We start from the raw sequence: 25,437 nt of genomic DNA on the forward strand, positions 1-25,437 counted from the left end.
GAGCACAGCTTGCTGGCGATGGCGATTTTGAAGACGCCATCGCGGGCATGCCTTGCTCCTACAGGGGTGGTCGTTTTTTGAGATTGAAGTAGGGCGGGCTCCATCTGGATGCCGCCCTTTTTTGTGCAAGAGATTATGCAAAGCAGCAGCAACCTATTTCCTGTCGCTCTGATCAGCGCCGAGCGGCGCGGTGATCTGAGCGAAGATGTTTATCGTTTGAAACCGGCCAACAGCCCGGATCCGAGTGTCGAGCTGGCGGTCACCCGCCTGGGCTTGGCCGATGAGCCTGCCGTGCGCGGCGTGCCGGTGATCCTGCTGCACGGCAGCTTTTCCAATCGACGCTTCTGGTTTTCCCCTAAAGGCCTGGGCCTTGGAGCTCATCTGACGCGTCTGGGATTCGATGTGTGGATTCCGGAAATGCGCGGTCACGGCTTGTCCCAACGCAACCAGAACTACCGCAAGAACCGCGTTGCCGACTACGCGCGTTACGATCTGCCGGCCATTGGCGCCTTCGTGCGCGAGCAGAGCGGCCAGGTCCCGCACTGGATCGGCCATTCACTCGGCGGCATAACCTTGGCAGCCGCGCTGGGCGGTGAGTACATCGGCGAGCCTGTGGTCGCGTCTGCGGCGTTTTTCGGTACGCAAGTCAGCCGCACCTACTGGCCGCTGAAAATCCCGCCGGTGGAGTGGAGCGGTCGCTTCATCCTCAAGCGCTTTGCCCAGCTGTCCGGTTCCCGACTCAAGCGCGGCCCGGAGGACGAGCCGATTGGCCTGGCCCTGGAAAGCATGCGTTGGTACGGTTTGTTCGGGCGCTTCGGCGATGCCGACAAGGACTGGTGGGCCGGCTTGGCTAACGTTCAGGTGCCGGTGCTGGCCGTGAGTGCCGTCAGCGATCATCAGGACCCGGCCTGGGCTTGTCGCAAGCTGTTCGAGCAGATCGGTTCCGAGCACAAGCAATTCATCAACCTGGGGCGCGAGCAGGGCTTTGGCGACAATTTCGGTCATGTAGAAATGCTGGTCAGCAAAGCCGCACAGGCGGAGGTCTGGCCGATGGTGGCCCGTTGGCTGGCGGATCAGCAAACACCTCTGTTGGGTGAGCAAGCGAACCTGGCCACGGCAAACTAAGCTGGACGCTCTATCAGGGGCATTTCGCTCTGATCGGCTTGCGGCTAAGATATGACGGATTGAGCTGTTCTGGTCATTTTCGATGATTGATTCATCAATGATGTTCGTGCCGTCTTCCTCTTTACAGGAGTTTTTCGATGAACCATTACCTCACGCCTGACCTGTGCGACGCCTATCCGGAGCTGGTGCAGGTGCTGGAACCGATGTTCAGCAATTTCGGCGGCCGTGATTCCTTCGGCGGCGAAATCGTGACCATCAAGTGCTTCGAAGACAACTCGCTGGTCAAGGAGCAAGTCGAGCTGAAGGGTGATGGCAAGGTCCTGGTGGTCGACGGTGGCGGTTCCCTGCGTCGCGCGTTGCTCGGCGACATGCTGGCCGAGAAAGCCTCGAAAAACGGTTGGGAAGGGCTGGTGATCTACGGTTGCATCCGTGACGTCGACGTCATCGCGCAAACCGATCTGGGGGTTCAGGCCCTGGCCAGCCACCCGATGAAAACCGACAAGCGCGGTATCGGCGACCTCAACGTTGCCGTGACATTCGCCGGCGTGACCTTCCATCCTGGCCACTACATCTACGCGGACAACAACGGCGTGATCATCTCGCCGAGCCCGCTGAAAATGCCTGAGTAAGATTTGATCCAAGGAATGCGGATGTTCGAGGAAGAAAACGCGCAATGGGGGCTGGTACATGCCTTGGTGCTGGATGGAAAAGGCGGCGCGCGTTCGATAGCCCGGACAGAACTCGATGACTTGCAGCTGCAGGCCCATGAAAGCCTGTGGCTGCACTGGGATCGCAGTCACCCGCAAACCCAGACCTGGCTGCGCAAATCCAGTGGCCTGAGTGAGTTCAGCTGTGACCTTTTGCTGGAAGAAAACACCCGTCCGCGGCTTTTACAGCTTTCCGACAGCGAACTGCTGCTATTTTTGCGTGGGGTAAACCTTAATCCGGGTGCCGAACCTGAAGACATGGTGTCGGTACGGATCTTCGGTTCCGCCCAGCGGGTGATTTCCCTGCGTTTGCGCCCGTTGCGCGCCACCGAAGAGCTGCTGGTGCAACTGGAGGAGGGCAAGGGACCGAAAACCGCCTCCGAGCTCATTCTTTATATGGCGCAGTACCTCACCAACAAGGTCCAGGATCTGGTCAGTTGCCTCTCGGAAGTGGTCGATGAGGAAGAAGAAAAGCTGGATGCCGACGAACGGTATACACCGGAACACGGTGCTGTTTTGCAAATCCGTCGCCGGGCTGCTGCGTTGAAGCGGTTCCTCGCTCCGCAGCGGGATATTTTTGGTCAGCTGACGCGGATCAAATTGCCCTGGTTCGTCGAAGACGATGGTGATTACTGGAACGAATTGAACAACAGCCTGACCCGCTATCTCGAAGAGCTCGAATTGACCCGAGAGCGCGTGGGGCTTGTCCTGGAGACTGAAGACCGGCGATTGAGCGTGCGCATGAACCGCACGATGTATCGCTTCGGGATCATTACCGGGATCTTTTTGCCGATGAGTTTTTTGACCGGTCTTTTGGGGATCAACGTCGGGGGAATTCCGTTTTCCGAAAGCCCTTACGGCTTCCTCGTCGCCTGCCTGCTGATGCTCTCGGTGGCGCTCGGGCAGTGGTGGTTGTTCCGACGTTTGCGCTGGGTGTAACGGTAAAGCATGTGACCCGACCAAATTTGACCGCGTCTTTCACAGACATCACGAGAGGTGCGTATGCACGATCCGTTTGAACAGTCTTTGCGCGACATGCTCAAGGCATCACCGTCCACCCGGGACGACGATGCGTGCCTTGGCCGTGTACTGAAAACCGCCAACCGCCAGGTCGGCGCCGGCGATCTGTTCAGTCTGCTGGGCCGCTGGCTGCCCGCGCTGATGATCGCCCTGAATAACGGATCGGCCCACGTTGCGCCGGTGTCCCGTCTTCGTAAACCTACCGCTCGCACTGCTGATAAGGCTGATTGAATATGGAACTTGATCTCTGGACACAGAGCCTCGTCACTGCAATGACTGCGTTATGGACCAAAGTTGCGAACTTCATTCCAAACCTGTTCGGCGCACTGGTTGTGCTGCTGTTGGGTTTTGTCGTAGCCAAGTTGCTGGACACGCTGCTTTCCAAATTGCTCGCCAAACTGGGCCTCGATCGCCTGATGGGCGGCACCGGCCTGACCAAGTTGTTGTCCCGCGCCGGCCTGCAAGTGCCGATTTCCACGCTGATCGGCAAAATCGTCTATTGGTTCGTTCTGCTGATTTTTCTGGTTTCTGCCGCAGAATCCCTTGGACTTGAGCGAGTTTCAGCTACGCTGGATATGCTTGCGTTGTATTTGCCGAAGGTATTCGGCGCGGCGCTGGTGTTGCTGGTCGGTGTCTTGCTGGCGCAATTGGCCAATGGCCTGGTGCGCGGTGCGGCAGAAGGCGTAGGTCTGGACTACGCTTCAGGGCTTGGGCGAATTGCCCAGGGCTTGGTGATCATCATCAGTATTTCGGTTGCGATCAGCCAGTTGGAGGTCAAGACTGACCTGCTCAACCATGTGATTGTGATCGTTTTGATTACCGTTGGTCTGGCGGTTGCGCTGGCCATGGGTTTGGGAAGCCGGGAAATTGCCGGTCAGATTCTTGCGGGAATCTATGTGCGTGAGTTGTATCAGGTTGGGCAACAAGTGCGTGTTGGAGAGGTCGAAGGCCAGATCGAAGAGATCGGCACGGTTAAAACCACATTGCTGACCGATGAGGGTGAGCTAGTCTCTCTTTCCAATCGGATCCTCCTTGAGCAGCATGTGAGTAGCCGCTAACCCGGCAAACCCTGCTAATGTATGCCGCCGCAAAATGCCGCCTGATGCTGGCTGCGGCGGACATTGACCTGACTGTCGGCCCGACTTGTTTTGAATAAAGCCCAATCGTTATCCATGCGCTACGACCCCCGCGAGCTCTCTGATGAGGAGTTGGTCGCGCGCTCGCATACCGAGCTGTTTCACGTAACGCGCGCCTATGAAGAACTGATGCGGCGTTACCAACGAACATTATTTAACGTCTGTGCACGATATCTCGGGAACGATCGCGATGCAGATGATGTCTGTCAGGAAGTCATGTTGAAGGTGCTGTATGGCCTGAAGAACTTCGAGGGCAAATCGAAGTTCAAGACATGGCTATATAGCATCACGTACAACGAGTGTATTACGCAGTATCGGAAGGAACGGCGAAAGCGTCGCTTGATGGACGCATTGAGTCTTGACCCCCTTGAGGAAGCGTCCGAAGAAAAGACGCCGAAACCCGAGGAGAAGGGCGGACTTGATCGCTGGCTGGTGTATGTGAACCCGATTGACCGTGAAATTCTGGTGCTACGATTTGTCGCAGAGCTGGAGTTTCAGGAGATCGCAGACATCATGCACATGGGTTTGAGTGCAACAAAAATGCGGTACAAACGCGCTCTAGATAAATTGCGTGAGAAATTTGCAGGCATTGCTGAAACTTAGTTCAGCGCAAATATCTCTTACGTGTAGGCAAGTTCTGTTAGACTTGCCGCCGAGTTGTCCCCCGGTTTGCGGGACTGCTTCACAATCACCAGATGGGGATTTAACGGATGAAACTGAAAAACACCTTGGGCTTGGCCATTGGTTCTCTTATTGCCGCCACTTCGTTCGGCGCTCTGGCACAGGGCCAAGGCGCAGTTGAAATCGAAGGCTTCGCAAAGAAAGAGTACTACGACAGCACTCGTAACTTCAAAAACGACGGCAACCTGTTCGGTGGTTCTGTTGGTTACTTCCTGACCGACGACGTTGAACTGCGTCTGGCTTACGACGAAGTGCACAACGTACGTTCCGACTCCGGTCAGAACATCAAGGGCGCGGATACCGCTCTGGACGCTCTGTACCACTTCAACAACCCGGGCGACATGCTGCGTCCTTACGTCTCGGCCGGCTTCTCCGACCAGAGCATCGACCAGAACGGTTCGAACGGTCGTGACCGTTCCACCTTCGCCAACGTTGGTGGCGGCGCCAAGCTGTACTTCACCGACAACTTCTACGCCCGTGCCGGCGTTGAAGCTCAGTACAACATCGACCAGGGCAACACCGAGTGGGCTCCTAGCGTCGGTATCGGTGTGAACTTCGGTGGTGGCTCCAAGCCTGCTGCTGCTCCAGTTCCAGCACCAGCTGAAGTTTGCTCCGACAGCGACAACGATGGCGTTTGCGACAACGTTGACAAGTGCCCTGACACCCCAGCCAACGTAACTGTTGATGCTGATGGCTGCCCAGCAGTTGCTGAAGTTGTACGTGTTGAGCTGGACGTGAAATTCGACTTCGACAAGTCGGTAGTCAAGCCAAACAGCTACGGCGACATCAAGAACCTGGCTGACTTCATGAAGCAGTACCCATCCACCACCACTACTGTTGAAGGTCACACTGACTCCGTCGGTCCTGACGCTTACAACCAGAAACTGTCCGAGCGTCGTGCAAACGCCGTTAAGCAAGTTCTGACCAACCAGTACGGTGTTGAATCGTCCCGCGTTCAGTCTGTTGGCTACGGCGAATCCCGCCCAGTTGCCGACAACAAAACTGACGCTGGCCGCGCTGTAAACCGTCGCGTAGAAGCGCAGGTTGAAGCTCAAGCTAAGTAATTAGCCCGCAGCTCTGAGAAAAGCCCGGCTTAGGCCGGGCTTTTCTTTGTCTGCGATTTGGTGTTCCTACCCGGTTTATGCGGTGATATCGAAAGATCGCAGCCTGCGGCAGCTCCTACACAGATACCGCTTGCAACCTGTAGGAGTTGCCGAAGGCTGCGATCTTCTGCTCTTCTTCGCAGGCCGCAACCGCTCCAATAACCAAAATAGCCGGGCTTTTCAGCTCGAAGTCATGGGCATCTTTTTCCATTGCTGCCAGATCGCTTCGGCATTCCCGCTGATGCGGCAGCGAAGCGTTTTCGATCATCGCCACCGGCATGTCTGCCGTCATCCCGCCGGCCAGCAACTGCTCACGAATTTCGCTGAGCTTGGCCACACCCATGTAGATCACTAAAGTCGTGCCGCTTTGGGCCAGTGCTTGCCAGTTAAGGCTGCTGTCGTCCTGGGTATGGGCGGTGACCAGTGTCACGCCGCGCGCCACACCGCGCAGGGTCAACGGTATATCGCATTGCGTCGCACCGGCGAGCCCGGCCGTGATGCCATTAACCAGTTCCACCTCAACCCCACGTTCGCGCAGCCACTGCGCCTCTTCACCGCCACGTCCGAAAATGCACGGGTCGCCGCCCTTGAGTCGCACCACGCATTTGCCCTGGCGCGCATAACGCAGCATCAGACGATGAATGAACGCTTGCGGGGTAGACCGGCAGCCTCCGCGTTTGCCCACGGGAATGATCCGCGCCTGGTTGCAATGTTCGAGGATGGCGGCATTCACCAGATCATCGATCAGCACCACATCCGCCTCGCTCAACGCCCGCACAGCTTTGAGGGTCAGCAATTCCGGATCACCAGGGCCCGCGCCCACCAGCCAGACTTTTGCGTTCATCGTGTTTTCCTCATTTGGGCCGACATCAGCCATGAAATACCGCAAACAACAGCGCCAGATTTGCCACCAATGACAGCAGCGCCAGCGTTCGCCATACCTTCAACGGTTCGCGCTCCAGCAGCGGTCGTGGGCGCACGGTCAAGCTGTGCCGCTCGCCCTGTTCGATCAGCAGCAGCCATTCTTCCGCCGTTTCAAAACGCAGCGTTGGATCCGCGGCAACCGCGCGTTCCAGACTTTGTGTGAGCCACTCCGGCAAGTCGGGCCGATAGCGACTGGCGCTGACCGGTACGCCGAATCGTGGGCGTTGAAACGCTTCGATTTCGCCGTAGGGGAAATGCCCGGTCAGCAGGTAATACAAGGTCACGCCGACTGCATAGAGATCCTGTTGCGGGGTCGGCGCTTCACCGCGAAACGCTTCTGGTGCAATGAAACTTGGCGTTCCGGGCAGGGTAGAAGGCTGGTCTTCGGACAATCCGGGGCAGTAAGCAAGTCCGAAATCCAGCAGGCGCAACTCACCATCGTCCCCCAGCAGCAGGTTCTCCGGTTTGATGTCGCGGTGCAGAATCTGCCGCCGATGCAGCATGCCGACCGCTCGAAGCAAGCGTTCGGCGAGGTCCTGCCATTGCGCCAGCGGCATTGGCCCGACCTGTTCATGCAGTTGCGCCAGGGTCGCTCCGGGATATTCGCGCATCACATAGTACAAATGCTGGCGCTGACTGGCGGCATGAACTTCAGGAAAATGCCGCCCGGCCACGCGCTTGAGAAACCATTCCTCCGACAGCAAGGCTTGCCCCGCCTGATGATCGTCATGCAGGCGGCCGGGCAAGGTTTTCAGCAACCAGGGTTGCTGCTGGGTGTCACGCACCCGATAGAGCAATGATTGCTGGCTCTGACCGAGGATTGCTTCGACGTGCCAGCCCTCGAAATCCTGTCCCGGTTTCAGTGCCGGCGGCAGCGGCCATTGCTGCAAGTGAATCAAAGCATCGCCAATGCTGGTTTCACCGAGGGCATCGACCCGCACCAGTAAGGCGCTGGCGTTATCCTGGCTGCCGGCCAAGTGCGCGGCGCTGACCAGCGTTTGCGCGGCACTGTGCAGATCCGGTTGATCACGCAGGATCGCGGCAATCGCGGTGTCGCCCAGAACCGCCCAGATCCCGTCGCTGAGCAGGACGAAGCTCTCATCGAGACGCAGTTCACCGTCGAGAAAATCCAGCACCAGATGCTGATCCAGGCCTAGCGCCCGCTTGAGCACATGCTGCATGCCGGGCTGATCCCAGACGTGATCCTCGCTGACTCGCTGCAAATTATCCCCGTGCCAGCGATACACCCGGCAATCGCCGACGTGAGCCAGGGTAAAACGCCTGCCACGCAGCACCAGAGCGCTCACAGTGGTCAATAGCGGTTGTCCGCCACCGTTGGCCTGCAACCAGCGGTTCTGCGCCAGCAGCAGGCGATCAAGGGCTTGTGCGACGCCCCAGGTTTCCGGGGTGGCGTAGTAATCCAGTGCCAGGGCCTGCAACGTCGAACGCGCGGCCAGGCCACCATCGGCGCACTGGCTGACGCCGTCGGCGATGGCGAACAGATAACCCTTGCTGGCTGCCAGCGCCGGGGCCGGCGTCACCAGGCGCAGGGCGTCCTGATTCTCGGCCCGTGGGCCGGTGGCGCTGGCTTCGGCGAAACTCAGTTGCAGGCTCATTAAGACCTCAGACCCGCGCAGCCGTCACGGCAGCCGAACCCCAGGTGGTTCTCCAGCGGCGTTTCACACCGTGCAGACCGAACCACGCGAGCACCGCGAGGCTGGCGAACAACCACAAGGCCATCTGGTAGCTGCCGGTGCTTTGCTTGATCGCACCCATGCCAGCCGCGAGGGCAAAGCCACCGATGCCGCCGGCCATGCCGATCAGGCCGGTCATCACGCCGATCTCACGGCGAAAACGCTGCGGGACCAGTTGGAAAACCGCACCGTTGCCTGCACCCAAACCGAGCATGGTGCAGACGAAAAGCGCCAGGGCTGCGTAGGAACTTGGCAGGTTGAAACCGACGGCTGCAATGCAAATCGCGGCGACCGTGTACATCCCCAAAAGAGTTCGAATACCACCGAAACGGTCGGCCAGGGCACCGCCCAATGGGCGCATCAGGCTGCCACCGAACACGCAGGCAGCGGTGTAGTAACCGGCGGTCACCGGGCTCAGGCCGTATTGGTCGTTGAAGTAGCCGGGCAGGGCGCTGGCCAGGCCGATGAAACCACCGAAGGTCACGCTGTAGAAAAACATGAACCACCAGCTGTCACGGTCGCCCAGCGCCTTGAAGTAATCAGCCACCGACTTGGCTTTCGGCCGCTCAGGGGCATTTTTGGCCAGCCAGGCGAAGACAATCAGGGTCAGGATCAGCGGGATCAGCGCGAAGCCGAACACGTTGCTCCAGCCAAACGCGGCGGCCAGCACCGGCGCAATCAGTGCGGCCAGCACGGTGCCTGAGTTGCCCGCGCCGGCAATGCCCATCGCCTTGCCTTGGTGCTGCGGCGGATACCACTGCGAGGCTAGCGGCAGGGCAACGGCGAATGACGCGCCAGCCATGCCGAGGAACAGTCCCAACAGCAGCGCTTGCTCATAACTGTGGATACCGAGTTTCCAGGCGCCGAACAGCGCGCAGATGACGATCACCTGACCGATCAGGCCGGCGGTTTTCGGTGACAGGCGATCAGCCAGCATGCCCATCACAAAGCGCAGGATCGCCCCGGCCAGGATCGGCGTTGCCACCACCAGTCCACGTTGTTGGGTGGTCAGATGCAGGTCGCCGGCGATCTGCACCGCCAAAGGGCCGAGCAGGTACCAGACCATGAAACTCAGGTCGAAGTAGAGGAAGGCTGCGAACAGGGTCGGGGTATGGCCGGATTTCCAGAAGCTTGAATTCATCGCGCACCTCAAACTGAATAGGAGTCTCGAACGGGAGCCAAAACAAAAAAACGCCGCCACCTGATTCGCCGGGAGGCAAATGAGGTGAGCGACGTCTTTGTCGTAGATTGGGCAACCGCCGTTGGTTACCTGTGGTGATTACTTAGCCAGATCTGTGCCACATGCCGATTTTTGTGGTGTAGGGAAAAGATCGCAGCCTTCGGCAGCTCCTACAGTCGGAATGCGTACACCCTGTAGGAGCTGCCGAAGGCTGCGATCTTTTGATGCTCAACCCAATAATTCACTCATCGCAATAATCTGCTCCGCCACCTGAATCAACTTCTGCTGGCGGCTCATGGCCTGGCGGCGCATCAGGGTGTAGGCCTCTTCCTCGTTGCAATCCTTCATCTTCATTAGCAGTCCTTTGGCCAGCTCGATGCGCTTGCGCTCGGCCAGTTGCTGGTCGCGGGCGTGCAGTTGGGCGCGCAGGGCCTGGTCGCTTTCGAAGCGCGCCATAGCCACGTCGAGAATCGGCTGCAAGCGTTGGGCATGAATACCTTCGACGATGTAGGCGCTGACCCCGGACTTGATCGCCTGGCGCATCACATCGGGGTCGTGTTCGTCGGTAAACATGACGATGGGTCGCGGCTGGTCGCGGCTGACCAGCACCACTTGCTCCATGACATCGCGGCTCGGTGACTCGGTATCGATCAAAATCACATCCGGACGCACCGTTTCGACGCGTTCGGGCAGGTCGATGGTCAACCCGGACTCGTCGATCACTTCGAATCCGGCCTCGGTGAGGGCCGCTTTCAGGCGTCCGACTTTTTTCGCGGTGTCGTTGATCAGCAGGATACGCAACATGTTCGCAGTCTCCTGTCAGCGGCTGGCGAGGCGGGGCGAGCTGTCGCTCATGGCGTGCAGCTTGAAGCTGCGGGCATAGCCGACCGGATCGGAACCGTCCCAGACTTTGCCGTCGATCAACTGGCTGCTGCGCATCTCTTTGCCCAGTGATGCGACGCCGACTGCACTGGCGGCCTCACGGTACAAGTCTAGTTGCTGGACCTGGCGGGCAACGGCGAGGTAATCCGGGTCGTCGCGCAACAAGCCCCAGCGACGGAACTGGGTCATAAACCACATGCCATCGGACAGGTACGGCAGATTGACTTCGCCAGCGCCATGGAAGCGCAAGGCGTGCGGGTCTTGCCAGCGATTACCCAGGCCGTCGGCGTAGTCGCCCAGCAGGCGCGGTTCGATGCATTCGAGCGGTGCGTCGAGGTACTGCGGTGCACTGAGCAATTGCGCGGTGCTGCGACGATTCTCGGTGTTGTCTTCGATGAAGCGGCTGGCTTCGAGGATCGCCATCACCAACGCTCGGGCGGTGTTGGGATACTGCTCGACGAAGGCGCGGGTGCAGCCGAGGACTTTTTCCGGATGATCGGGCCAGATCGTTTGAGTGGTGGCCAGGGTAAATCCGAGATCCTGTTGAACCGCGCTGGCAGACCACGGTTCGCCAACGCAGAAGCCGTCGATGCGCCCCGCTTGCAGGTGCGCGACCATTTGCGGCGGCGGCACCACCACACTGTCGACATCCAGTAGCGGATGAATGCCCTGGCTTGCGAGCCAGTAATACAGCCACATGGCGTGGGTGCCGGTAGGAAAAGTCTGGGCGAAGGTCAGTTTTGGGCGACTTTGGTGCACGTGCCGGTGAAGTGCTTCAGGACCGGTCACGCCAAGGCCCTGCAAGCCATGGGAGAGGTTGATGCTCTGGCCGTTCTGGTTCAGGCCCATGAGAACCGCCATGTCGGTCGCAGCCACGCCGCCGATGCCCAGGTGCACGGCGTAGATCAAGCCGTACAGGCTATGGGCGGCATCGAGTTCACCGCTGACCAGTTTGTCCCGCAGATTGGCCCAGGATGATTGACGCTTGAGATTCAGGGTCAGGCCGTAGGGCTGGGCGAAACCCTGGGTAGCAGCCACCACCACCGAGGCGCAGTCGCTCAAGGCCATGAAGCCGAGGTTGATTTCGGTCTTTTCCGGGGCATCGCTGCCATTGACCCAGGCCAGAGGGCCGGCTGATGGTTCGTTCATCGATTTCGCACCTTCAAAAAAAACGTCGTCCCAGACCTTTCTACAAGCAAGGCCGGGTGACGACGCCATTGTCCTTGCACACATTCCGCCGTTGGCCTGTGTGCTGATGACCGAACGGCTGCAAGGCATATGCCATCGCCCGCTGTTTTTATCGTTGCGCCTCGCTAGCGCCCCCCATGCCCGGCTATAATCGCCGCCTCATTTCGCCGCCAATCGAGTCAAATCCGCCCATGTACACCCTGGCCCGTCAGCTGTTGTTCAAACTTTCCCCGGAAACCTCCCACGATCTGTCCCTCGACCTGATCGGCGCAGGCGGACGCCTGGGGCTCAACGGCTTGCTGTGCAAGGCGCCGGCGAAAGTACCGGTGAATGTCATGGGCCTGGACTTCCCGAACCCGGTGGGTCTGGCGGCGGGCCTGGACAAGAACGGTGCGGCCATCGACGGCTTTGCGCAGCTGGGTTTCGGTTTTGTCGAAATCGGCACCATCACTCCGCGTCCGCAGCCGGGCAATCCGAAGCCGCGCCTGTTCCGTCTGCCGGAAGCCGAGGCGATCATCAATCGCATGGGTTTCAACAACCTCGGCGTCGATCACCTGCTGGCCCGCGTCGCAGCGGCCAAGTACAAGGGCGTGCTGGGCATCAACATCGGCAAGAATTTCGATACGCCGGTTGAGCGTGCGGTCGACGATTACCTGATCTGCCTGGACAAGGTTTATGCCCATGCCAGCTATGTGACGGTCAACGTCAGCTCGCCGAACACGCCGGGCCTGCGCAGCCTGCAATTTGGCGATTCGCTCAAGCAATTGCTGGCCGACCTGGCTACACGCCGTGCGGAACTGGCGCTGCGTCACGGCAAACACGTGCCGCTGGCGATCAAGATCGCTCCGGACATGACCGACGAAGAAACCGCGCAGGTTGCGCAAGCATTGATCGAAACCGGCATGGACGCGGTCATCGCCACCAACACCACCCTGAGCCGCGTGGGCGTCGAAGGCATGGAACATGGTGACGAGGCGGGCGGTCTGTCCGGCGCACCGGTTCGCGACAAGAGCACCAATACCGTGAAAGTGCTGGCGTCGGAGCTGGGCGGTCGCTTGCCGATCATCGCGGCGGGTGGCATCACTGAAGGCAAGCATGCGGCAGAGAAGATTACCGCGGGTGCGAGCCTGGTGCAGATCTACTCGGGCTTCATCTACAAAGGCCCGGCGTTGATCCGTGAGTCGGTAGACGCGATCGCAGCCCTGCGCTGATCCTTTGTAGGAGCTGCCGAAGGCTGCGATCTTTTGATCTTGTCTTTTACAAAAGCAAAATCAAAAGATCGCAGCCTTCGGCAGCTCCTACAGGGTAATAGTGTTTTTTGCAGACATAAAAAAGGGCTCCTTTATAGGAGCCCCTGGGCCGGAGCCCGCCGTCCGGATGGGACGTGCGTGGTTAATTCAGTACAAATCAGATTGTCGTGTCGGAGTGTTGTGCCCTGTGTTAGCCGACGGCGTGAAGTTCGTTGAGTCTGTGGATTCCCGCAGTGCCGGTCATACCGTCCCAGTTGTCGCCGCGTCCTTCTCGCCAGCCGTTAATCCAGGCTTGACGTACCGACGGTAGAGTAAATGGGCAAAGCTCACGGGATTTGCCACCAACGCCATATTGATATCCGCGCAAAAATGCTCTTTCCAACGGATCACGCTTAAGTCTTCTCATAGGGTGTTGCCCTCACTTGTTGACTGTATTTATCGCGTCGACCTCAATCGAGGTCAGGCAGAAAAACTCTGCCGTTGGGGGCTCGTTGCCGGCGTGACGAGCCAAGGTGTTGGCGTCATTGCGGCGCCAACCTGTGTTGAGTTCTAACCAATGCGTCACATCGAGGGAATGATCGTTTTGTCATAAAGAAGTAACTGTTCATGTGCTAAGGCCATAAGTAACTGGATGTTCGCTGCGTATTTTTTAGGCAAACCCCGGTATGATCGGCCCTGCGTTGGATGATCGGCTTAATCCTTTGGCGAGAATGCCTCCCGTTACCGGGAAGGACTATTCGACGAAGGGTCGACTTATGTCATTTTGTTGCATCAACTTTTTTATCTGTCCTTGCATCTAAGCTCACTTAACCCGGGCAGCAGGGGTGGAACGGCACACCTTCGTGCCACGCGGGCGCTCTTCGAGAAAAGCGCCTGATTGAAAACCGGGCCGGCAATGCGTTGCCGGTCCACTCAGCCAAAGGCTCTGAAATCCTCATGTCCGACCGTTTCGAACTCTTCCTCACTTGCCCAAAAGGCCTTGAAGGCCTGCTCATCGAGGAAGCCGTCGGGCTTGGCCTTGAGGAAGCACGTGAGCACACCTCAGCCGTGCGCGGCATGGCCACCATGGAAACCGCTTATCGCCTGTGCCTGTGGTCGCGTCTGGCCAACCGGGTACTGCTGGTGCTCAAGCGTTTCCCGATGAAAGACGCTGAAGACCTCTATCACGGCGTACTCGACATCGAGTGGCAAGACCACATGCTCAACGACGGCACCCTGGCCGTTGAATTCAGCGGTCACGGCTCCGGCATCGACAACACCCACTTCGGCGCCTTGAAGGTCAAGGATGCCATCGTCGACAAACTGCGTACCCCGCAGGGTGACCGTCCGTCTATCGACAAGCTCAACCCGGACCTGCGCATTCACCTGCGTCTGGACCGTGGCGAAGCAATTCTCTCCCTTGACCTGTCCGGCCACAGCCTGCACCAGCGCGGCTATCGCCTGCAGCAAGGTGCGGCGCCGCTGAAGGAAAACCTTGCGGCCGCCATCCTGATCCGTTCCGGCTGGCCGCGCATTGCAGCCGAAGGCGGCGCACTGGCTGACCCAATGTGCGGTGTCGGTACGTTCCTCGTCGAAGCAGCGATGATCGCCGCCGATATGGCGCCGAACCTGCGTCGTGAGCAGTGGGGCTTCACCGCCTGGCTTGGTCACGTCCCGGCACTGTGGAAAAAGCTTCACGAAGAAGCGTCCGAGCGTGCCGCTGCCGGTCTGGCCAAGCCGCCGCTGTGGATTCGCGGTTACGAAGCCGATCCGCGCCTGATTCAACCGGGCCGCAACAACGTCGAGCGTGCCGGCCTGAGCGAGTGGATCAAGATCTATCAGGGCGAAGTCGCGACGTTCGAGCCGCGTCCGGACCAGAACCAGAAAGGCCTGGTGATCTGCAACCCTCCGTACGGCGAGCGTCTGGGTGACGAGGCGAGCCTGCTCTATCTCTACCAGAACCTCGGCGAGCGTCTGCGTCAGGCCTGCCTGAACTGGGAAGCGGCGGTGTTCACCGGCGCGCCGGACCTGGGCAAGCGCATGGGCATCCGCAGCCACAAACAGTATTCGTTCTGGAACGGCGCGCTGCCGTGCAAGCTGCTGCTGATCAAGGTGCTGCCGGATCAATTCGTCACTGGCGAACGTCGTACCCCGGAACAGCGTCAGGCCGAGCGTGAGCAGGCGGCATACGATGAGGCGCCGAGCGAACCGCAAGAACGCCAGTACAACAAGAATGGCAACCCGATCAAACCGGCTCCCGCACCGGCCCCGGTGATCGAGCAGCCGCGCCTGAGCGAAGGCGGGCAGATGTTTGCCAACCGCCTGCAAAAGAATCTCAAGGCGATGGGCAAGTGGGTCAAGCGTGAAGGCATCGATTGCTACCGCGTCTACGATGCCGACATGCCGGAATACTCCATGGCCATCGACTTGTATCACGATTGGGTACACGTCCAGGAATACGCCGCGCCGAAATCCATCGATCCGGAAAAAGCCTCGGCGCGCATGTTCGATGCGCTGGCGGCAATCCCGCAGGCGTTGAACATCGACAAGAGCCGCGTGGTGGTCAAGCGCCGCGAGCGTCAGAGCGGCACCAAGCAGTACGAGCGTCAGGCTGCGCAGGGCAAGTTCGTTGAGGTCAATGAAGGCGGGATCAAGCTGCTGGTGAACCTCACCGACTACCTCGACACCGGTCTGTTCCTCGACCACCGGCCAATGCGCATGCGGATTCAGAAAGAGGCGGCCGGCAAGCGCTTTCTCAACCTGTTCTGCTACACCGCCACCGCCAGTGTGCACGCGGCCAAGGGCGGCGCGCGCAGCACCACCAGCGTCGACTTGTCGAAAACTTATCTGGACTGGGCGCGGCGCAATCTGTCGCTGAACGGTTTCTCCGACAAGAACCGTCTGGAACAGGGCGACGTGATGGCCTGGCTCGAAGCCAGCCGCGACGAATACGACCTGATCTTCATCGACCCGCCGACCTTCTCCAACTCCAAGCGCATGGAAGGGGTGTTCGACGTGCAGCGGGATCAGGTGCAATTGATCGACCTGGCCATGGCACGCCTGGCAGCGGGTGGGGTTTTGTACTTCTCCAACAACTTCCGCAAGTTCGATCTGGAGCCAAATCTCAGCGAGCGTTATGCGGTCGAAGAGATCAGCGCACAGACCATCGATCCGGATTTTGCGCGTAATCCCAAGATCCACCGCGCCTGGAAAATCACGGCTCGTTGACACCTGACCTCCTTGGATCCACAGAGCCTTGATTTTCAAAGGCTCTGGGATTCTTTCAGGGCTGGTCAAATTAGTGGCTAATAGCTATAACTCAACTCAGGGCCAAAGGGCTTTCCCGCACCTGGCGTTTTGAGTTGGGTTTTATGTCGTTGCACGCCGTGCGCCCAAAGATCCTGGGTTTTATCAGCGAAGATGTCTCGGCCTGGCTGGTCGCGCTCCTGGTTTTGCTCGTCGGCGGGATTCTCACGGGATTGCTGGCGTGGTCGACGCTCAATCTGTTTCACCATCAATTGCGGCAACGTTTCCAACTGCTGGCCAGTGAACGTTACAGCCGTATCGAAGAACGTTTCGAAGATCAGGAGCAGCGCCTCGATGGCCTGCGCCGGTTCTTTGCCAATTCCGATTCGGTTTCCCGAGAGGAATTCAACGGTTACACCCAACCTCTTTTGCATCGCACCCAGGCGTATTCGTTTGCCGAACGGGTGAGTCGCGACGAACGCGCAGCCTTCGAGCGCCGCGCGCGGGATGAGGGCTTGAGTGACTTTACCCTGCGCGAACTCAACGCTGACGGCCAGCTGCAATTGGCCGCAGAACGGGATGAGTACGTGGTGGTGCTGTACAGCCAGACGCAAAGCAAACTCGGCTCGCCGCTGGGCTACGATTTGCTGGCGCAACCGTTGCGGCGCGCGACCCTGGAACGGGCCGACCAGCATGGTCGCATGGCGGTCTCGCAACCGATGCACCTGGTCAGCATTGAACCGGCGTATGCGCGTGGTGTGCTGCTGGTCGCGCCGGTGATGCTGCGCAATCAACCGGACGCGTCGACGAGCAAACCGTTCGGCTACGTCATGGCCGTGATCAGCATGCGTCAGCTGCTGGCTGACGGTCTGCCGGAGGCGGGCCGGGATTATCTCTCGGTGCGTATCCTCGACCTGTCCATCGATGACCAGCATGAAGTCCTGTTTGAATCGCCGAATCCGCCAGCCGTCAGCGAATTGTCCGCGACCCGGCTGTTGCGCCTCGCGGATCACGAGTATCAAGTCGACATCCAGCCCAGCGAAGCTTTCCTGCAGGCCAACCATTCCTCGGTAACCACATTGGTGGTGCTCGGCGGTTTGCTCAGTGTGCTGCTCAGTGCCTTGCTCTACGTGCTGGTCAGTCAGCGGCAACGGGCGTTGAAAATGGTGGAGCAACGGACCGAAGAACTGCGCGCCCGCGAACTGGAATTGCGCGGCACCCACGGCCAGTTGCGCGGCGTGCTGAATGCCGCGACCCAAGTGGCGATCATCGCCACGGATCTGCGAGGGGTGATCAGCACCTTCAATGCCGGCGCCGAGCAGATGCTCGGATATACCAACGCCGAAGTAGTGGGGCACATGACCCTGGAGAATCTGCACCTGCCCCGGGAGCTTGCCGCGCGTTCCGTCGAGTTGAGCGCGCGTTTCGGCAAACCGGTCCCGACCTGTCACGCGATGTTGGTCGAAGGTAGCGTGGGTGGCGGTCATGAGGCGCGGGAGTGGACGCTGGTGCGGGGCGATGGCAGCCATTTGAGCGTCAACATGCTGGCCACGCCGGTACTCGACGAGCAAGGCCTGTGGGTCGGGCATCTGGCGGTGTGCATCGACATCACCGAGCGCAAACGCGTGCATGAAGCCTTGGCCGCGCGGGATCTGTTGTTGAAGAAACTCAGTGCCCATGTGCCCGGCGGCATCTATCAATTCAAGATGGAATTCGACGGGCGCTTCAGCGTCATCTATGCCAGCGACGGCATTCGCGAGATCTACGAACTCGAACCCGACGTGCTTCTGCTCAACGCCGAGGCGATCTTCACGCGGATTCATCCCCAGGACACCACGCGCGTACGCGCTTCGATCCGTGATTCGGCGGATACCCTCGGCCATTGGCGCGAAGAGTACCGCGTGCAGTTGCCGCAACGTGGCCTGCGCTGGGTCCGTGGCGAGGCGACGCCGGAAGAACTGCCGGGCGGTGGTGTGCTGTGGCATGGCTACATTTCGGACATTACCGACATGAAGCGGGTGGAAGAAGAACTGCGTGCGCTGTCGGTCACCGATTCGCTGACCGGCATCCATAACCGCCGCTATTTCCAGGAGCGCCTGACCACCGAGATGGCCCGGGTGGAGCGTGGCGGCGGTGAACTGTCAGTGATCATGCTCGACATCGACCATTTCAAGCGCATCAATGATCAGCACGGCCACGCCGTCGGCGATCGGGTGCTGCAAGTGGTGTGCGAGCGCATCGGCCATCGGTTGCGGCGCACGGACGTGTTCTGTCGCCTTGGCGGTGAGGAATTCATGGTGTTGTGCCCGGACATCGACGGCGAACAGGCTTATGTGCTGGCGCTGGAGTTGTGGCAAGGCTTGCGCAGCTCACCGATCGATGAGGTCGGTGTCGTCACCGCGAGTTTCGGGATTGCCAGTTGGCGGGTCGGCGAGGGCGCGGATGCGCTGCTGCTGAGAGCGGACTCGGGGGTGTATGCGGCGAAGCAGGAAGGCAGGGATCGGGTGCAGGGCGAGACGAATTAAAAACGGCAGCTCCTACAGGGCTGTGTAAACCTGTAGGAGCTGCCGAAGGCTGCGATCTTTTGACTTTTGGGGCTTACAACACGGATGCCGTCTGCGGCAATTTCGGCTGGCGATACAGGTCCAGCAGCACCTGATCCAGAACCGACGATGCACCGAACGGGGCCTTGTCGTTGAGGATCGCCACCACCGCCCAGGTATTGCCGTTGACGTCGCGGCTGAAACCGGCGATGGCGCGCACGGTGTTCAGGGTGCCGGTCTTGACGTGGGCTTCACCGCGCATCGCGGTGGTCTTCAGGCGTTTGCGCATGGTGCCGTCGGTGCCGGCAATCGGCATCGAGCTGATGTACTCGGCAGCGTAAGGGCTGTGCCACGCGGCTTGCAGCATCGAAGCCATTTCCCGGGCGCTGACGCGTTCGGCGCGGGACAGGCCGGAGCCGTTCTCCATCACCAGGTGCGGCGCGGTGATGCCTTTCTTCGCCAGCCACTGGCGCACTACGCGCTGGGCAGCCTTGGCGTCATCGCCATCGGCGTCGGTGCGGAATTTCTGCCCCAGGCTCAGGAACAGCTGCTGGGCCATGGTGTTGTTACTGTACTTGTTGATGTCGCGGATGATTTCCGCGAGGTCCGGCGAGAATGCCCGCGCCAGCACCTTGGCATCTTTCGGCGTCGGCGCCAGCACATCCTTGCCCTGAATGCTGCCACCCAACTCTTTCCAGATCGCGCGCACGGCGCCAGCGGTGTAGGTCGCGTGGTCGAGCAGTGACAGGTAAGTCTGCGAGCTGCAGCCTTCACCCAGCTGACCGCCGACCGTCACGGTCACGCTGCCATCGGCCTGAGGCACCGGGTTGTAGCGCACGCCGCCGGTGCATTGCTTGGAGTTGAGGGCCTTGACCTGATTGTCGATGCGGATGCTGGCGATCGGAGGCTCAACGGAGACCAGCACCTTGCCCGAATCGTTACGTGCAACGAATCGCAGGGCCTTGAGGTTGACCAGCAGCGCATCGGGTTTGACCAGGAACGGCTTGTTCTCGTCGTTGCCGTCGTCGTTGAACTCGGGCAGTTGCGGTTGCACGAAGAAGTTCTTGTCCAGCACCAGGTCGCCGGTGACCTGGGTCACGCCGTTGGCGCGCAGATCGCGCATCAGCAGCCAGAGTTTTTCCATGTTCAGCTTCGGATCACCGCCACCCTTGAGGTAGAGGTTGCCGTTGAGGATGCCGCCGCTGAGGGTGCCGTCGGTGTAGAACTCGGTTTTCCACTGGTGATTCGGGCCGAGCATTTCCAGTGCCGCATAGGTGGTGACCAGTTTCATGGTCGACGCCGGGTTGACCGACACATCGGCGTTGAAAATGGTCGCAGTGCCGGGGCCGGTGAGCGGAATCATCACCAGCGACAGGGCGTTGTCTTGCAACTTGCTGGCCTTGAGGGCTTTTTCAACGTTGGGCGACAGAGCGGTGTTGATCGATTCAGCGGAAGCGGGGAGGGCCAGCGGCAAAAGAAGGCTGGCGAGCAGCAATGGACGCAACGATTTGATCATGTGAAATAAAACCCTACAGCCGAGGGGGAAAAGACGAGGGCATGAACATGAAAGCCCTCCGCGGTCATGAAAGTGTCGGCATTATGCCCCAAGGTGTCCTGGCTTGTGCCGTGCCTTGGCCTTCTAATCCGCTATTTTTTTACCGGCGGTAGGCTGCGGCCGTTCAGAGACGGGCAATTGGCGGCTTAAACTGCTAAAGTGCCGGCCGTTATTACTTAAGAGGATTGTTCCAATGGCGACTAACCGTTCCCAGCGTCTGCGCAAAAAACTGTGCGTCGATGAATTTCAAGAGCTGGGTTTCGAGCTGAACCTGGATTTCAAAGAAGATTTGGCTGATGAAGCCATTGATGCTTTCCTCGATGCGTTCCTTAAAGAAGCCATGGAAGCCAACGGTCTGGGTTATGTTGGCGGCGACGACTACGGTCTGGTTTGCCTGCAGAAGCGTGGCTCGGTCAGCGCTGAACAACGCGCCGCCGTTGAAGCCTGGCTCAAAGGCCGCACCGAGCTGACCAGCGTTGAAGTCAGCCCGCTGCTGGACGTCTGGTACCCGGAAAAGCCGATCAATCCGGTAGCTTGATGTTCTGAAGAACGGCGACCTTTGAGTCGCCGTTTTTTTTGATCAAAGGATCGCAGCCTCGTTGCACTCGACAGCTCCTACAAAGGAATGCGAACTCTGTAGGAGCTGTCGAGTGCAACGAGGCTGCGATCTTTCAGCTTTTACGCCAGTTCAAAATCAGCAAAGTCACCACCCCTGCCACAATTCCCCAGAACGCCGATCCGATGGAAAACAGCGTCAGCCCCGATGCCGTGACCATGAAGGTGATCAGCGCCGCTTCACGTTCCTTCACTTCACTCATGGCAATGCTCAGGCCATTGATGATCGAGCCGAACAGCGCCAGTGCGGCAATCGACAGCACCAGCTCCTTGGGCAACGCGGCAAACAGCGCCGCCAATGTCGCGCCGAACACTCCGGCGATCCCGTAGAAAATCCCGCACCACACCGCCGCCGTGTAGCGTTTGCTGCGATCTTCATGGGCATGCGGCCCGGTGCAGATTGCCGCGCTAATGGCGGCCAGGTTGATTCCGTGGGAGCCGAACGGCGCCAGCAGCAACGAGGCGATGCCGGTGGTGGTGATCAGCGGCGAGGCCGGCACGCTGTAGCCATCGGCGCGCAATACGGCGATGCCCGGCATGTTTTGCGAAGTCATCGCCACCACGAACAGCGGGATGCCGATGCTGATCGTCGCCGCCAGGGAGAAATGCGGCGTGGTCCAGACCGGCGTCGCCACTTCCAGATGGAAACCGCTGAAGTCCAGTAACCCCATGAGCCCCGACAGCGCCGTGCCGATCAACAACGCGCCCAATACCGCGTAGCGCGGTGACAGGCGCTTGATCACCAGGTAAGTGAAGAACATGCCCAGCACCAGCGCGGTGCGGTGCTGGGCAGCGACGAAAATTTCGCTGCCGATCTTGAACAGAATCCCCGCCAGCAAGGCCGCCGCCAAGGATGCTGGAATTTTTTTCACCAGCCGTTCGAAGCTGCCGGTCAGGCCACAAATAGTCACCAGCACCGCGCAGGTAATATAGGCGCCGATGGCTTCGCCGTAACTGACACCGCCCAGGCTGGTGATCAGCAGCGCCGCGCCCGGAGTCGACCAGGCAATGGTGATCGGCGTGCGATAGCGCAGCGACAGGCCGATCGAGCAAATCGCCATGCCGATGGAAATCGCCCAGATCCACGAGGAAATCTGCCCGCTGGTCAGGCCCGCCGCTTGTCCGGCCTGGAACATCAGGACCAGGGAGCTGGTGTAGCCGGTCATCATCGCGATGAACCCGGCGACGATGGCCGAAGGTGAAGTGTCGGCCCATGGGCGCAGGCGGGTTTGCGTGGCGTCGTTCATGACAGCGCTGTTCCTGTACTTTTCGAAGGTAAAACCAGGGTTCAAGCCTAAACTCAAAAGTAACCGAACGTTGCTATACAGCAGAAGCGACAAACAGCCATACAGTCGTGTTGCCACTAACCATTGTGTACAATCGCAGTGTTTTTTACGCGATACTTGCCAGCGACCCACTGTGCCGTATTACAGTCACGGTCAATTCGCCGCAGTTCTCCCGACTCGAGTGCCCATGAACGAACAGTTGCAGCCCCTAAAGAAACAACCGCGAGCAGGCAAAGCCGGCCGTAGCGGTACCCAGGACGATATTGTCTACGCGCATATCTTCGAGGCCATCCTCGAACAGCGTCTGGCGCCCGGCACCAAGTTGAGCGAAGAAGCGCTGGGGGAAATTTTCGGGGTCAGCCGCACCATCATTCGCCGCGCCTTGTCGCGCCTGGCCCATGAAGGCGTGGTGTTGCTGCGTCCGAATCGCGGCGCCGTGGTCGCCAGCCCGAGCGTGGAGGAAGCCCGTCAGGTGTTCATGGCCCGCCGTCTGGTGGAGCGCGCGATCACCGAACTGGCCGTGCAACACGCGACCGCCGAGCAGATCGCCGAATTGCGCCAGATGGTCAACGACGAACGCGACAGCTTCTCCCGTGGCGATCGCGGCGCCGGCATCCGTCTGTCGGGCGAATTCCACCTGAAACTGGCCGAAGCGGCGAAAAACGCGCCGCTGATCAGCTTCCAGCGCAGCCTCGTATCCCAGACGTCGCTGATCATCGCCCAGTACGAAAGCGGCAACCGTTCCCACTGCTCCTACGACGAGCACACCCAGTTGATCGACGCCATCGAAAAACGCGACGGTGAACTGGCGGTGAACCTGATGATGCATCACATGGATCACATCGACAGCAAACTCAACCTCGATGAGGAAAGTGCGTCGGATGATCTGCATGCGGTGTTCTCGCATTTGTTGCAGACCAAAAAGCCAGGGCGCTCGCCGGCCAAGCTCTGAAAGATCGCAGCCTCGTTTCACTCGACAGCTCCTACAGAGGAATGCGCTCCATGTAGGAGCTGCCGCAGGCTGCGATCTTTTGATCTTTCTGACAGGCAATAAAAATCCTCCGGACTGAAAAGTGCGGGGGATTTTTTATGCCCGAAGAAAACTCAGCGCTGATGCACCAGATTCCCCGCCGCATACGTCTGCTGCACAGTCCGGTCATCCCCCAGCGTCATCAACACAAACAACGACTCGGCGATGTTGTTGGCCTGTTTCAGGCGATAGCTCAGCAGTGGTGTGGCGTTGTAGTCCAGCACCAGGAAGTCGGCATCGGTGCCCGGTTGCAGGTTGCCGATCTTGTCCTCAAGACGCAGTGCGCGAGCGCCGCCGAGGGTCGCCAGGTACAGCGACTTGAACGGACTCAAACGCGCACCTTGCAGCTGCATGACCTTGTAGGCTTCGTTGAGGGTTTGCAGCAGCGAGAAACTGGTGCCGCCACCGACGTCGGTGCCGATGCCGACATTCAGTTTGTGCTTCTCGGCCATTGGCAGGTTGAACAGGCCGCTGCCGAGGAAGAAGTTCGAGGTCGGGCAGAACGAGATGGCCGAACCGGTTTCCGCCAGGCGCGCGCACTCGTCATCGCACAAATGCACGCCGTGGGCGAACACCGAACGCTCGCCGAGCAACTGGTAGTGGTCATAGACGTCCAGGTAGCCCTTGCGCTCCGGGAACAGCTCCTTGACCCACTCGATTTCCTTGAGGTTTTCGCTGATGTGGGTCTGCATGTACAGATCCGGGTATTCGGTCAGCAACTGGCCGGCGAGAGTCAGCTGTTCCGGGGTACTGGTCGGCGCGAAGCGTGGGGTCACCGCATAGTGCAGGCGGCCCTTGCCGTGCCAGCGCTCGATCAGCGCCTTGCTTTCGAGGTAGCTGGATTCAGCGGTGTCGGTCAGGTAGTCGGGGGCGTTGCGGTCCATCATCACTTTGCCGGCGATCATGCGCAGGTCGAGCTGCTCGGCGGCTTCGAAGAACGAGTTCACCGATTGCGGATGCACGCTGCCGAACACCAGCGCGGTGGTGGTGCCGTTGCGCAGCAGTTCCTTGATGAAAATGTCTGCGACTTCGTCAGCGTGGGTCTTGTCGGCGAACTGGCTTTCGCACGGGAAGGTGTAGGTGTTGAGCCAGTCCAGCAGCTGCTCGCCGTAGGCACCGACCATGCCGGTTTGCGGCAGGTGGATGTGGGTGTCGATGAAGCCGGGGGTGATCAGCGCGTCCTGATAATGGGTGATTTCAATGTCTGCGGGCAGGGTCGGCAGCAATTCGCTGGCGTGGCCAAGGGCGCTGATTTTGCCGTTATCGACCACCAGCAAACCGTCTTCGAAATACTCGTACGAGGCTTCGATGCCCACTTCGGCAGGGTCGGCGATGCTGTGCAGGATGGCGGCGCGGTAGGCTTTGCGAGTCAGAGGCATGAGAATTCTCAGTTAGAGGCTTGGCTGCGGCGTGAGGCAGGCAGCAGTTTGGCAATCGATCCGGCGCTGGAAGTTTGCTGGCCGAAATTCGCGTTATAGGTGGCGATGATTTCGCCGGCGATGGAGATGGCGATTTCCACAGGCAACTTGCCTTTGACTTCGCCGATGCCCATCGGGCAGCGCATGCGTTGCACGACGCCGCTGTCGAAACCACGGTCGCGCAGGCGATGTTCGAACTTCACCCGTTTGGTCTTCGAGCCGATCAGGCCGAAGTAGGCGAAGTCGTTGCGCTTGAGGATCGCGGCGGTGAGTTCGAGGTCGAGTTGGTGGTTGTGGGTCATCACGATGCAATAGCTGCCGACCGGCAGATCGTCGATTTCATCCACAGGCTCTTCGGAAACGATCTTGCGTACGCCGTGGGGGATCTGCTCGGGAAACTCTTCTTCCCGCGAGTCGATCCAGCGCACCCGGCAGGGCAGGCCAGCGAGCAATGGCACCAGCGCGCGGCCGACGTGGCCGGCACCGAACACGGCGATCTGCGCTTGCACCTGGCCCATGGGTTCAAACAGCAAAACGGTCGCGCCGCCGCAGCACTGGCCGAGGCTGGCGCCGAGGCTGAAGCGCTCCAGATGCGTGTCCTGCTTACCGCTGGCGAGCATGTCGCGGGCGATCTGCATGGCTTTGTATTCCAGGTGTCCGCCACCGATGGTGTCGAAAGTCTGGTTCGCGCTGATGACCATCTTCGAACCGGCATTGCGCGGCGTCGAGCCGAGCTCTTCGATGATAGTCACCAACACGCAGGGCTCACCCTGGTTTTGCAGGTCGGCGAGGGCGTCGATCCAGTTGTACATAAACACCTCAACATCTCTGTTGTCAGTTCGGGCCTCATCGCTGGCAAGCCAGCTCCCACAGGA

General features: G+C 59.6%; 22 protein-coding genes. 12 read left to right on the forward strand and 10 right to left on the reverse strand.

What is annotated here, in order from left to right; genetic code table 11:
- The first annotated feature begins 135 nt into the window (after positions 1-135).
- The 7 genes from ACM110_RS18090 to ACM110_RS18120 all read left to right on the forward strand — a co-directional run bounded on the left by ACM110_RS18090 (position 136) and on the right by ACM110_RS18120 (position 5,733).
- The gene (locus ACM110_RS18090) at positions 136-1,125 is read left to right on the forward strand and encodes an alpha/beta fold hydrolase (RefSeq protein WP_416128840.1); all 990 of its coding nucleotides are present in this window, start codon (positions 136-138) and stop codon (positions 1,123-1,125) included.
- 137 nt (positions 1,126-1,262) lie between these two features.
- Complete coding sequence (gene rraA, locus ACM110_RS18095) at positions 1,263-1,754, forward strand: ribonuclease E activity regulator RraA (protein ID WP_416128841.1); 492 nt, start codon at positions 1,263-1,265, stop codon at positions 1,752-1,754.
- 21 nt (positions 1,755-1,775) lie between these two features.
- On the forward strand, positions 1,776-2,771 hold the full coding sequence (locus ACM110_RS18100) for a zinc transporter ZntB (RefSeq protein WP_338585541.1): 996 nt from the start codon (positions 1,776-1,778) through the stop codon (positions 2,769-2,771).
- Positions 2,772-2,834: 63 nt separating this feature from the next.
- Entirely contained in the window at positions 2,835-3,083 is a 249-nt protein-coding gene (locus ACM110_RS18105; protein WP_020801096.1) for a hypothetical protein, read from the forward strand.
- Positions 3,084-3,085: 2 nt separating this feature from the next.
- Complete coding sequence (locus ACM110_RS18110) at positions 3,086-3,910, forward strand: mechanosensitive ion channel family protein (protein WP_008048604.1); 825 nt, start codon at positions 3,086-3,088, stop codon at positions 3,908-3,910.
- Positions 3,911-4,000: 90 nt separating this feature from the next.
- Positions 4,001-4,591 (forward strand): RNA polymerase sigma factor SigX, encoded by a 591-nt coding sequence (gene sigX, locus ACM110_RS18115; RefSeq protein WP_015096065.1) that lies wholly within the window; start codon positions 4,001-4,003, stop codon positions 4,589-4,591.
- 107 nt (positions 4,592-4,698) lie between these two features.
- On the forward strand, positions 4,699-5,733 hold the full coding sequence (locus ACM110_RS18120; protein ID WP_416128842.1) for an OmpA family protein: 1,035 nt from the start codon (positions 4,699-4,701) through the stop codon (positions 5,731-5,733).
- A 115-nt stretch (positions 5,734-5,848) separates the two neighbouring features.
- On the opposite strand, the gene cobA is transcribed toward ACM110_RS18120, so the two are convergent.
- The 5 genes from cobA to ACM110_RS18145 all read right to left on the reverse strand — a co-directional run bounded on the left by cobA (position 5,849) and on the right by ACM110_RS18145 (position 11,601).
- Positions 5,849-6,616, reverse strand: coding sequence for a uroporphyrinogen-III C-methyltransferase (gene cobA / locus ACM110_RS18125; RefSeq protein ID WP_416128843.1), 768 nt, complete (start codon positions 6,614-6,616; stop codon positions 5,849-5,851).
- Positions 6,617-6,641: 25 nt separating this feature from the next.
- Positions 6,642-8,312 (reverse strand): protein kinase domain-containing protein, encoded by a 1,671-nt coding sequence (locus tag ACM110_RS18130; RefSeq protein WP_416128844.1) that lies wholly within the window; start codon positions 8,310-8,312, stop codon positions 6,642-6,644.
- A 7-nt stretch (positions 8,313-8,319) separates the two neighbouring features.
- A complete protein-coding gene (locus ACM110_RS18135; protein WP_416128845.1) occupies positions 8,320-9,531 on the reverse strand; it encodes a nitrate/nitrite transporter in 1,212 nt (403 codons plus the stop codon).
- A gap of 267 nt (positions 9,532-9,798) precedes the next feature.
- Positions 9,799-10,374: an ANTAR domain-containing response regulator gene (locus ACM110_RS18140; protein ID WP_008056396.1), complete on the reverse strand. Its 576-nt coding sequence runs from the start codon at positions 10,372-10,374 to the stop codon at positions 9,799-9,801.
- Between the two features lie 15 nt (positions 10,375-10,389).
- Positions 10,390-11,601, reverse strand: a complete 1,212-nt coding sequence (locus tag ACM110_RS18145) for a CmpA/NrtA family ABC transporter substrate-binding protein (RefSeq protein ID WP_416128846.1) — start codon at positions 11,599-11,601, stop codon at positions 10,390-10,392.
- Between the two features lie 230 nt (positions 11,602-11,831).
- Here ACM110_RS18145 and ACM110_RS18150 point away from each other — a divergent pair, with 230 nt between their 5' ends.
- Positions 11,832-12,851 carry a quinone-dependent dihydroorotate dehydrogenase gene (locus ACM110_RS18150; protein ID WP_416128847.1) on the forward strand — a complete coding sequence of 340 codons (1,020 nt, stop codon included), beginning with the start codon at positions 11,832-11,834 and terminating at the stop codon, positions 12,849-12,851.
- Between the two features lie 229 nt (positions 12,852-13,080).
- Here ACM110_RS18150 and rmf read toward each other — a convergent pair whose 3' ends face one another.
- Positions 13,081-13,296 (reverse strand): ribosome modulation factor, encoded by a 216-nt coding sequence (rmf, locus tag ACM110_RS18155; protein WP_003223300.1) that lies wholly within the window; start codon positions 13,294-13,296, stop codon positions 13,081-13,083.
- Between the two features lie 530 nt (positions 13,297-13,826).
- On the opposite strand from rmf, the gene rlmKL reads away from it, so the two are divergent.
- On the forward strand, positions 13,827-16,097 hold the full coding sequence (rlmKL, locus tag ACM110_RS18160) for a bifunctional 23S rRNA (guanine(2069)-N(7))-methyltransferase RlmK/23S rRNA (guanine(2445)-N(2))-methyltransferase RlmL (RefSeq protein ID WP_416128848.1): 2,271 nt from the start codon (positions 13,827-13,829) through the stop codon (positions 16,095-16,097).
- Between the two features lie 143 nt (positions 16,098-16,240).
- Complete coding sequence (locus ACM110_RS18165) at positions 16,241-18,640, forward strand: diguanylate cyclase (RefSeq protein ID WP_416128849.1); 2,400 nt, start codon at positions 16,241-16,243, stop codon at positions 18,638-18,640.
- A gap of 73 nt (positions 18,641-18,713) precedes the next feature.
- Here ACM110_RS18165 and dacB read toward each other — a convergent pair whose 3' ends face one another.
- Positions 18,714-20,174 carry a D-alanyl-D-alanine carboxypeptidase/D-alanyl-D-alanine-endopeptidase gene (gene dacB / locus ACM110_RS18170; RefSeq protein ID WP_416128850.1) on the reverse strand — a complete coding sequence of 487 codons (1,461 nt, stop codon included), beginning with the start codon at positions 20,172-20,174 and terminating at the stop codon, positions 18,714-18,716.
- Between the two features lie 232 nt (positions 20,175-20,406).
- On the opposite strand from dacB, the gene ACM110_RS18175 reads away from it, so the two are divergent.
- Entirely contained in the window at positions 20,407-20,751 is a 345-nt protein-coding gene (locus tag ACM110_RS18175) for a YggL family protein (protein WP_007971486.1), read from the forward strand.
- A 133-nt stretch (positions 20,752-20,884) separates the two neighbouring features.
- On the opposite strand, the gene ACM110_RS18180 is transcribed toward ACM110_RS18175, so the two are convergent.
- Entirely contained in the window at positions 20,885-22,075 is a 1,191-nt protein-coding gene (locus ACM110_RS18180) for a benzoate/H(+) symporter BenE family transporter (RefSeq protein WP_416128851.1), read from the reverse strand.
- Positions 22,076-22,301: 226 nt separating this feature from the next.
- Here ACM110_RS18180 and ACM110_RS18185 point away from each other — a divergent pair, with 226 nt between their 5' ends.
- The gene (locus ACM110_RS18185; protein ID WP_150701060.1) at positions 22,302-23,066 is read left to right on the forward strand and encodes a GntR family transcriptional regulator; all 765 of its coding nucleotides are present in this window, start codon (positions 22,302-22,304) and stop codon (positions 23,064-23,066) included.
- Positions 23,067-23,218: 152 nt separating this feature from the next.
- Here the strand turns inward: ACM110_RS18185 and guaD are convergent, their stop codons facing one another.
- Positions 23,219-24,523 carry a guanine deaminase gene (guaD, locus tag ACM110_RS18190; protein ID WP_416128852.1) on the reverse strand — a complete coding sequence of 435 codons (1,305 nt, stop codon included), beginning with the start codon at positions 24,521-24,523 and terminating at the stop codon, positions 23,219-23,221.
- 8 nt (positions 24,524-24,531) lie between these two features.
- Complete coding sequence (xdhC, locus tag ACM110_RS18195) at positions 24,532-25,374, reverse strand: xanthine dehydrogenase accessory protein XdhC (protein ID WP_416128853.1); 843 nt, start codon at positions 25,372-25,374, stop codon at positions 24,532-24,534.
- Between the last annotated feature and the right edge of the window lie 63 nt (positions 25,375-25,437).

Origin of the sequence: Pseudomonas sp. NFX98 (assembly GCF_047784845.1) — a bacterium.
Classification (GTDB): domain Bacteria; phylum Pseudomonadota; class Gammaproteobacteria; order Pseudomonadales; family Pseudomonadaceae; genus Aquipseudomonas.

Excerpts from the sequence above, each read along its gene's own strand:
- dacB (WP_416128850.1), bottom strand. The coding sequence starts at position 20,174 with ATGATCAAATCGTTGCGTCCATTGCTGCTCGCCAGCCTTCTTTTGCCG.
- xdhC (WP_416128853.1), bottom strand. The coding sequence starts at position 25,374 with ATGTACAACTGGATCGACGCCCTCGCCGACCTGCAAAACCAGGGTGAG.
- ACM110_RS18145 (WP_416128846.1), bottom strand. The coding sequence starts at position 11,601 with ATGAACGAACCATCAGCCGGCCCTCTGGCCTGGGTCAATGGCAGCGAT.
- ACM110_RS18175 (WP_007971486.1), top strand. The coding sequence starts at position 20,407 with ATGGCGACTAACCGTTCCCAGCGTCTGCGCAAAAAACTGTGCGTCGAT.
- ACM110_RS18110 (WP_008048604.1), top strand. The coding sequence starts at position 3,086 with ATGGAACTTGATCTCTGGACACAGAGCCTCGTCACTGCAATGACTGCG.
- rraA (WP_416128841.1), top strand. The coding sequence starts at position 1,263 with ATGAACCATTACCTCACGCCTGACCTGTGCGACGCCTATCCGGAGCTG.
- rmf (WP_003223300.1), bottom strand. The coding sequence starts at position 13,296 with ATGAGAAGACTTAAGCGTGATCCGTTGGAAAGAGCATTTTTGCGCGGA.
- ACM110_RS18105 (WP_020801096.1), top strand. The coding sequence starts at position 2,835 with ATGCACGATCCGTTTGAACAGTCTTTGCGCGACATGCTCAAGGCATCA.
- ACM110_RS18180 (WP_416128851.1), bottom strand. The coding sequence starts at position 22,075 with ATGAACGACGCCACGCAAACCCGCCTGCGCCCATGGGCCGACACTTCA.
- ACM110_RS18135 (WP_416128845.1), bottom strand. The coding sequence starts at position 9,531 with ATGAATTCAAGCTTCTGGAAATCCGGCCATACCCCGACCCTGTTCGCA.
- ACM110_RS18150 (WP_416128847.1), top strand. The coding sequence starts at position 11,832 with ATGTACACCCTGGCCCGTCAGCTGTTGTTCAAACTTTCCCCGGAAACC.
- guaD (WP_416128852.1), bottom strand. The coding sequence starts at position 24,523 with ATGCCTCTGACTCGCAAAGCCTACCGCGCCGCCATCCTGCACAGCATC.
- rlmKL (WP_416128848.1), top strand. The coding sequence starts at position 13,827 with ATGTCCGACCGTTTCGAACTCTTCCTCACTTGCCCAAAAGGCCTTGAA.
- ACM110_RS18140 (WP_008056396.1), bottom strand. The coding sequence starts at position 10,374 with ATGTTGCGTATCCTGCTGATCAACGACACCGCGAAAAAAGTCGGACGC.
- ACM110_RS18185 (WP_150701060.1), top strand. The coding sequence starts at position 22,302 with ATGAACGAACAGTTGCAGCCCCTAAAGAAACAACCGCGAGCAGGCAAA.
- cobA (WP_416128843.1), bottom strand. The coding sequence starts at position 6,616 with ATGAACGCAAAAGTCTGGCTGGTGGGCGCGGGCCCTGGTGATCCGGAA.
- ACM110_RS18090 (WP_416128840.1), top strand. The coding sequence starts at position 136 with ATGCAAAGCAGCAGCAACCTATTTCCTGTCGCTCTGATCAGCGCCGAG.
- ACM110_RS18130 (WP_416128844.1), bottom strand. The coding sequence starts at position 8,312 with ATGAGCCTGCAACTGAGTTTCGCCGAAGCCAGCGCCACCGGCCCACGG.
- ACM110_RS18120 (WP_416128842.1), top strand. The coding sequence starts at position 4,699 with ATGAAACTGAAAAACACCTTGGGCTTGGCCATTGGTTCTCTTATTGCC.
- ACM110_RS18165 (WP_416128849.1), top strand. The coding sequence starts at position 16,241 with ATGTCGTTGCACGCCGTGCGCCCAAAGATCCTGGGTTTTATCAGCGAA.
- ACM110_RS18100 (WP_338585541.1), top strand. The coding sequence starts at position 1,776 with ATGTTCGAGGAAGAAAACGCGCAATGGGGGCTGGTACATGCCTTGGTG.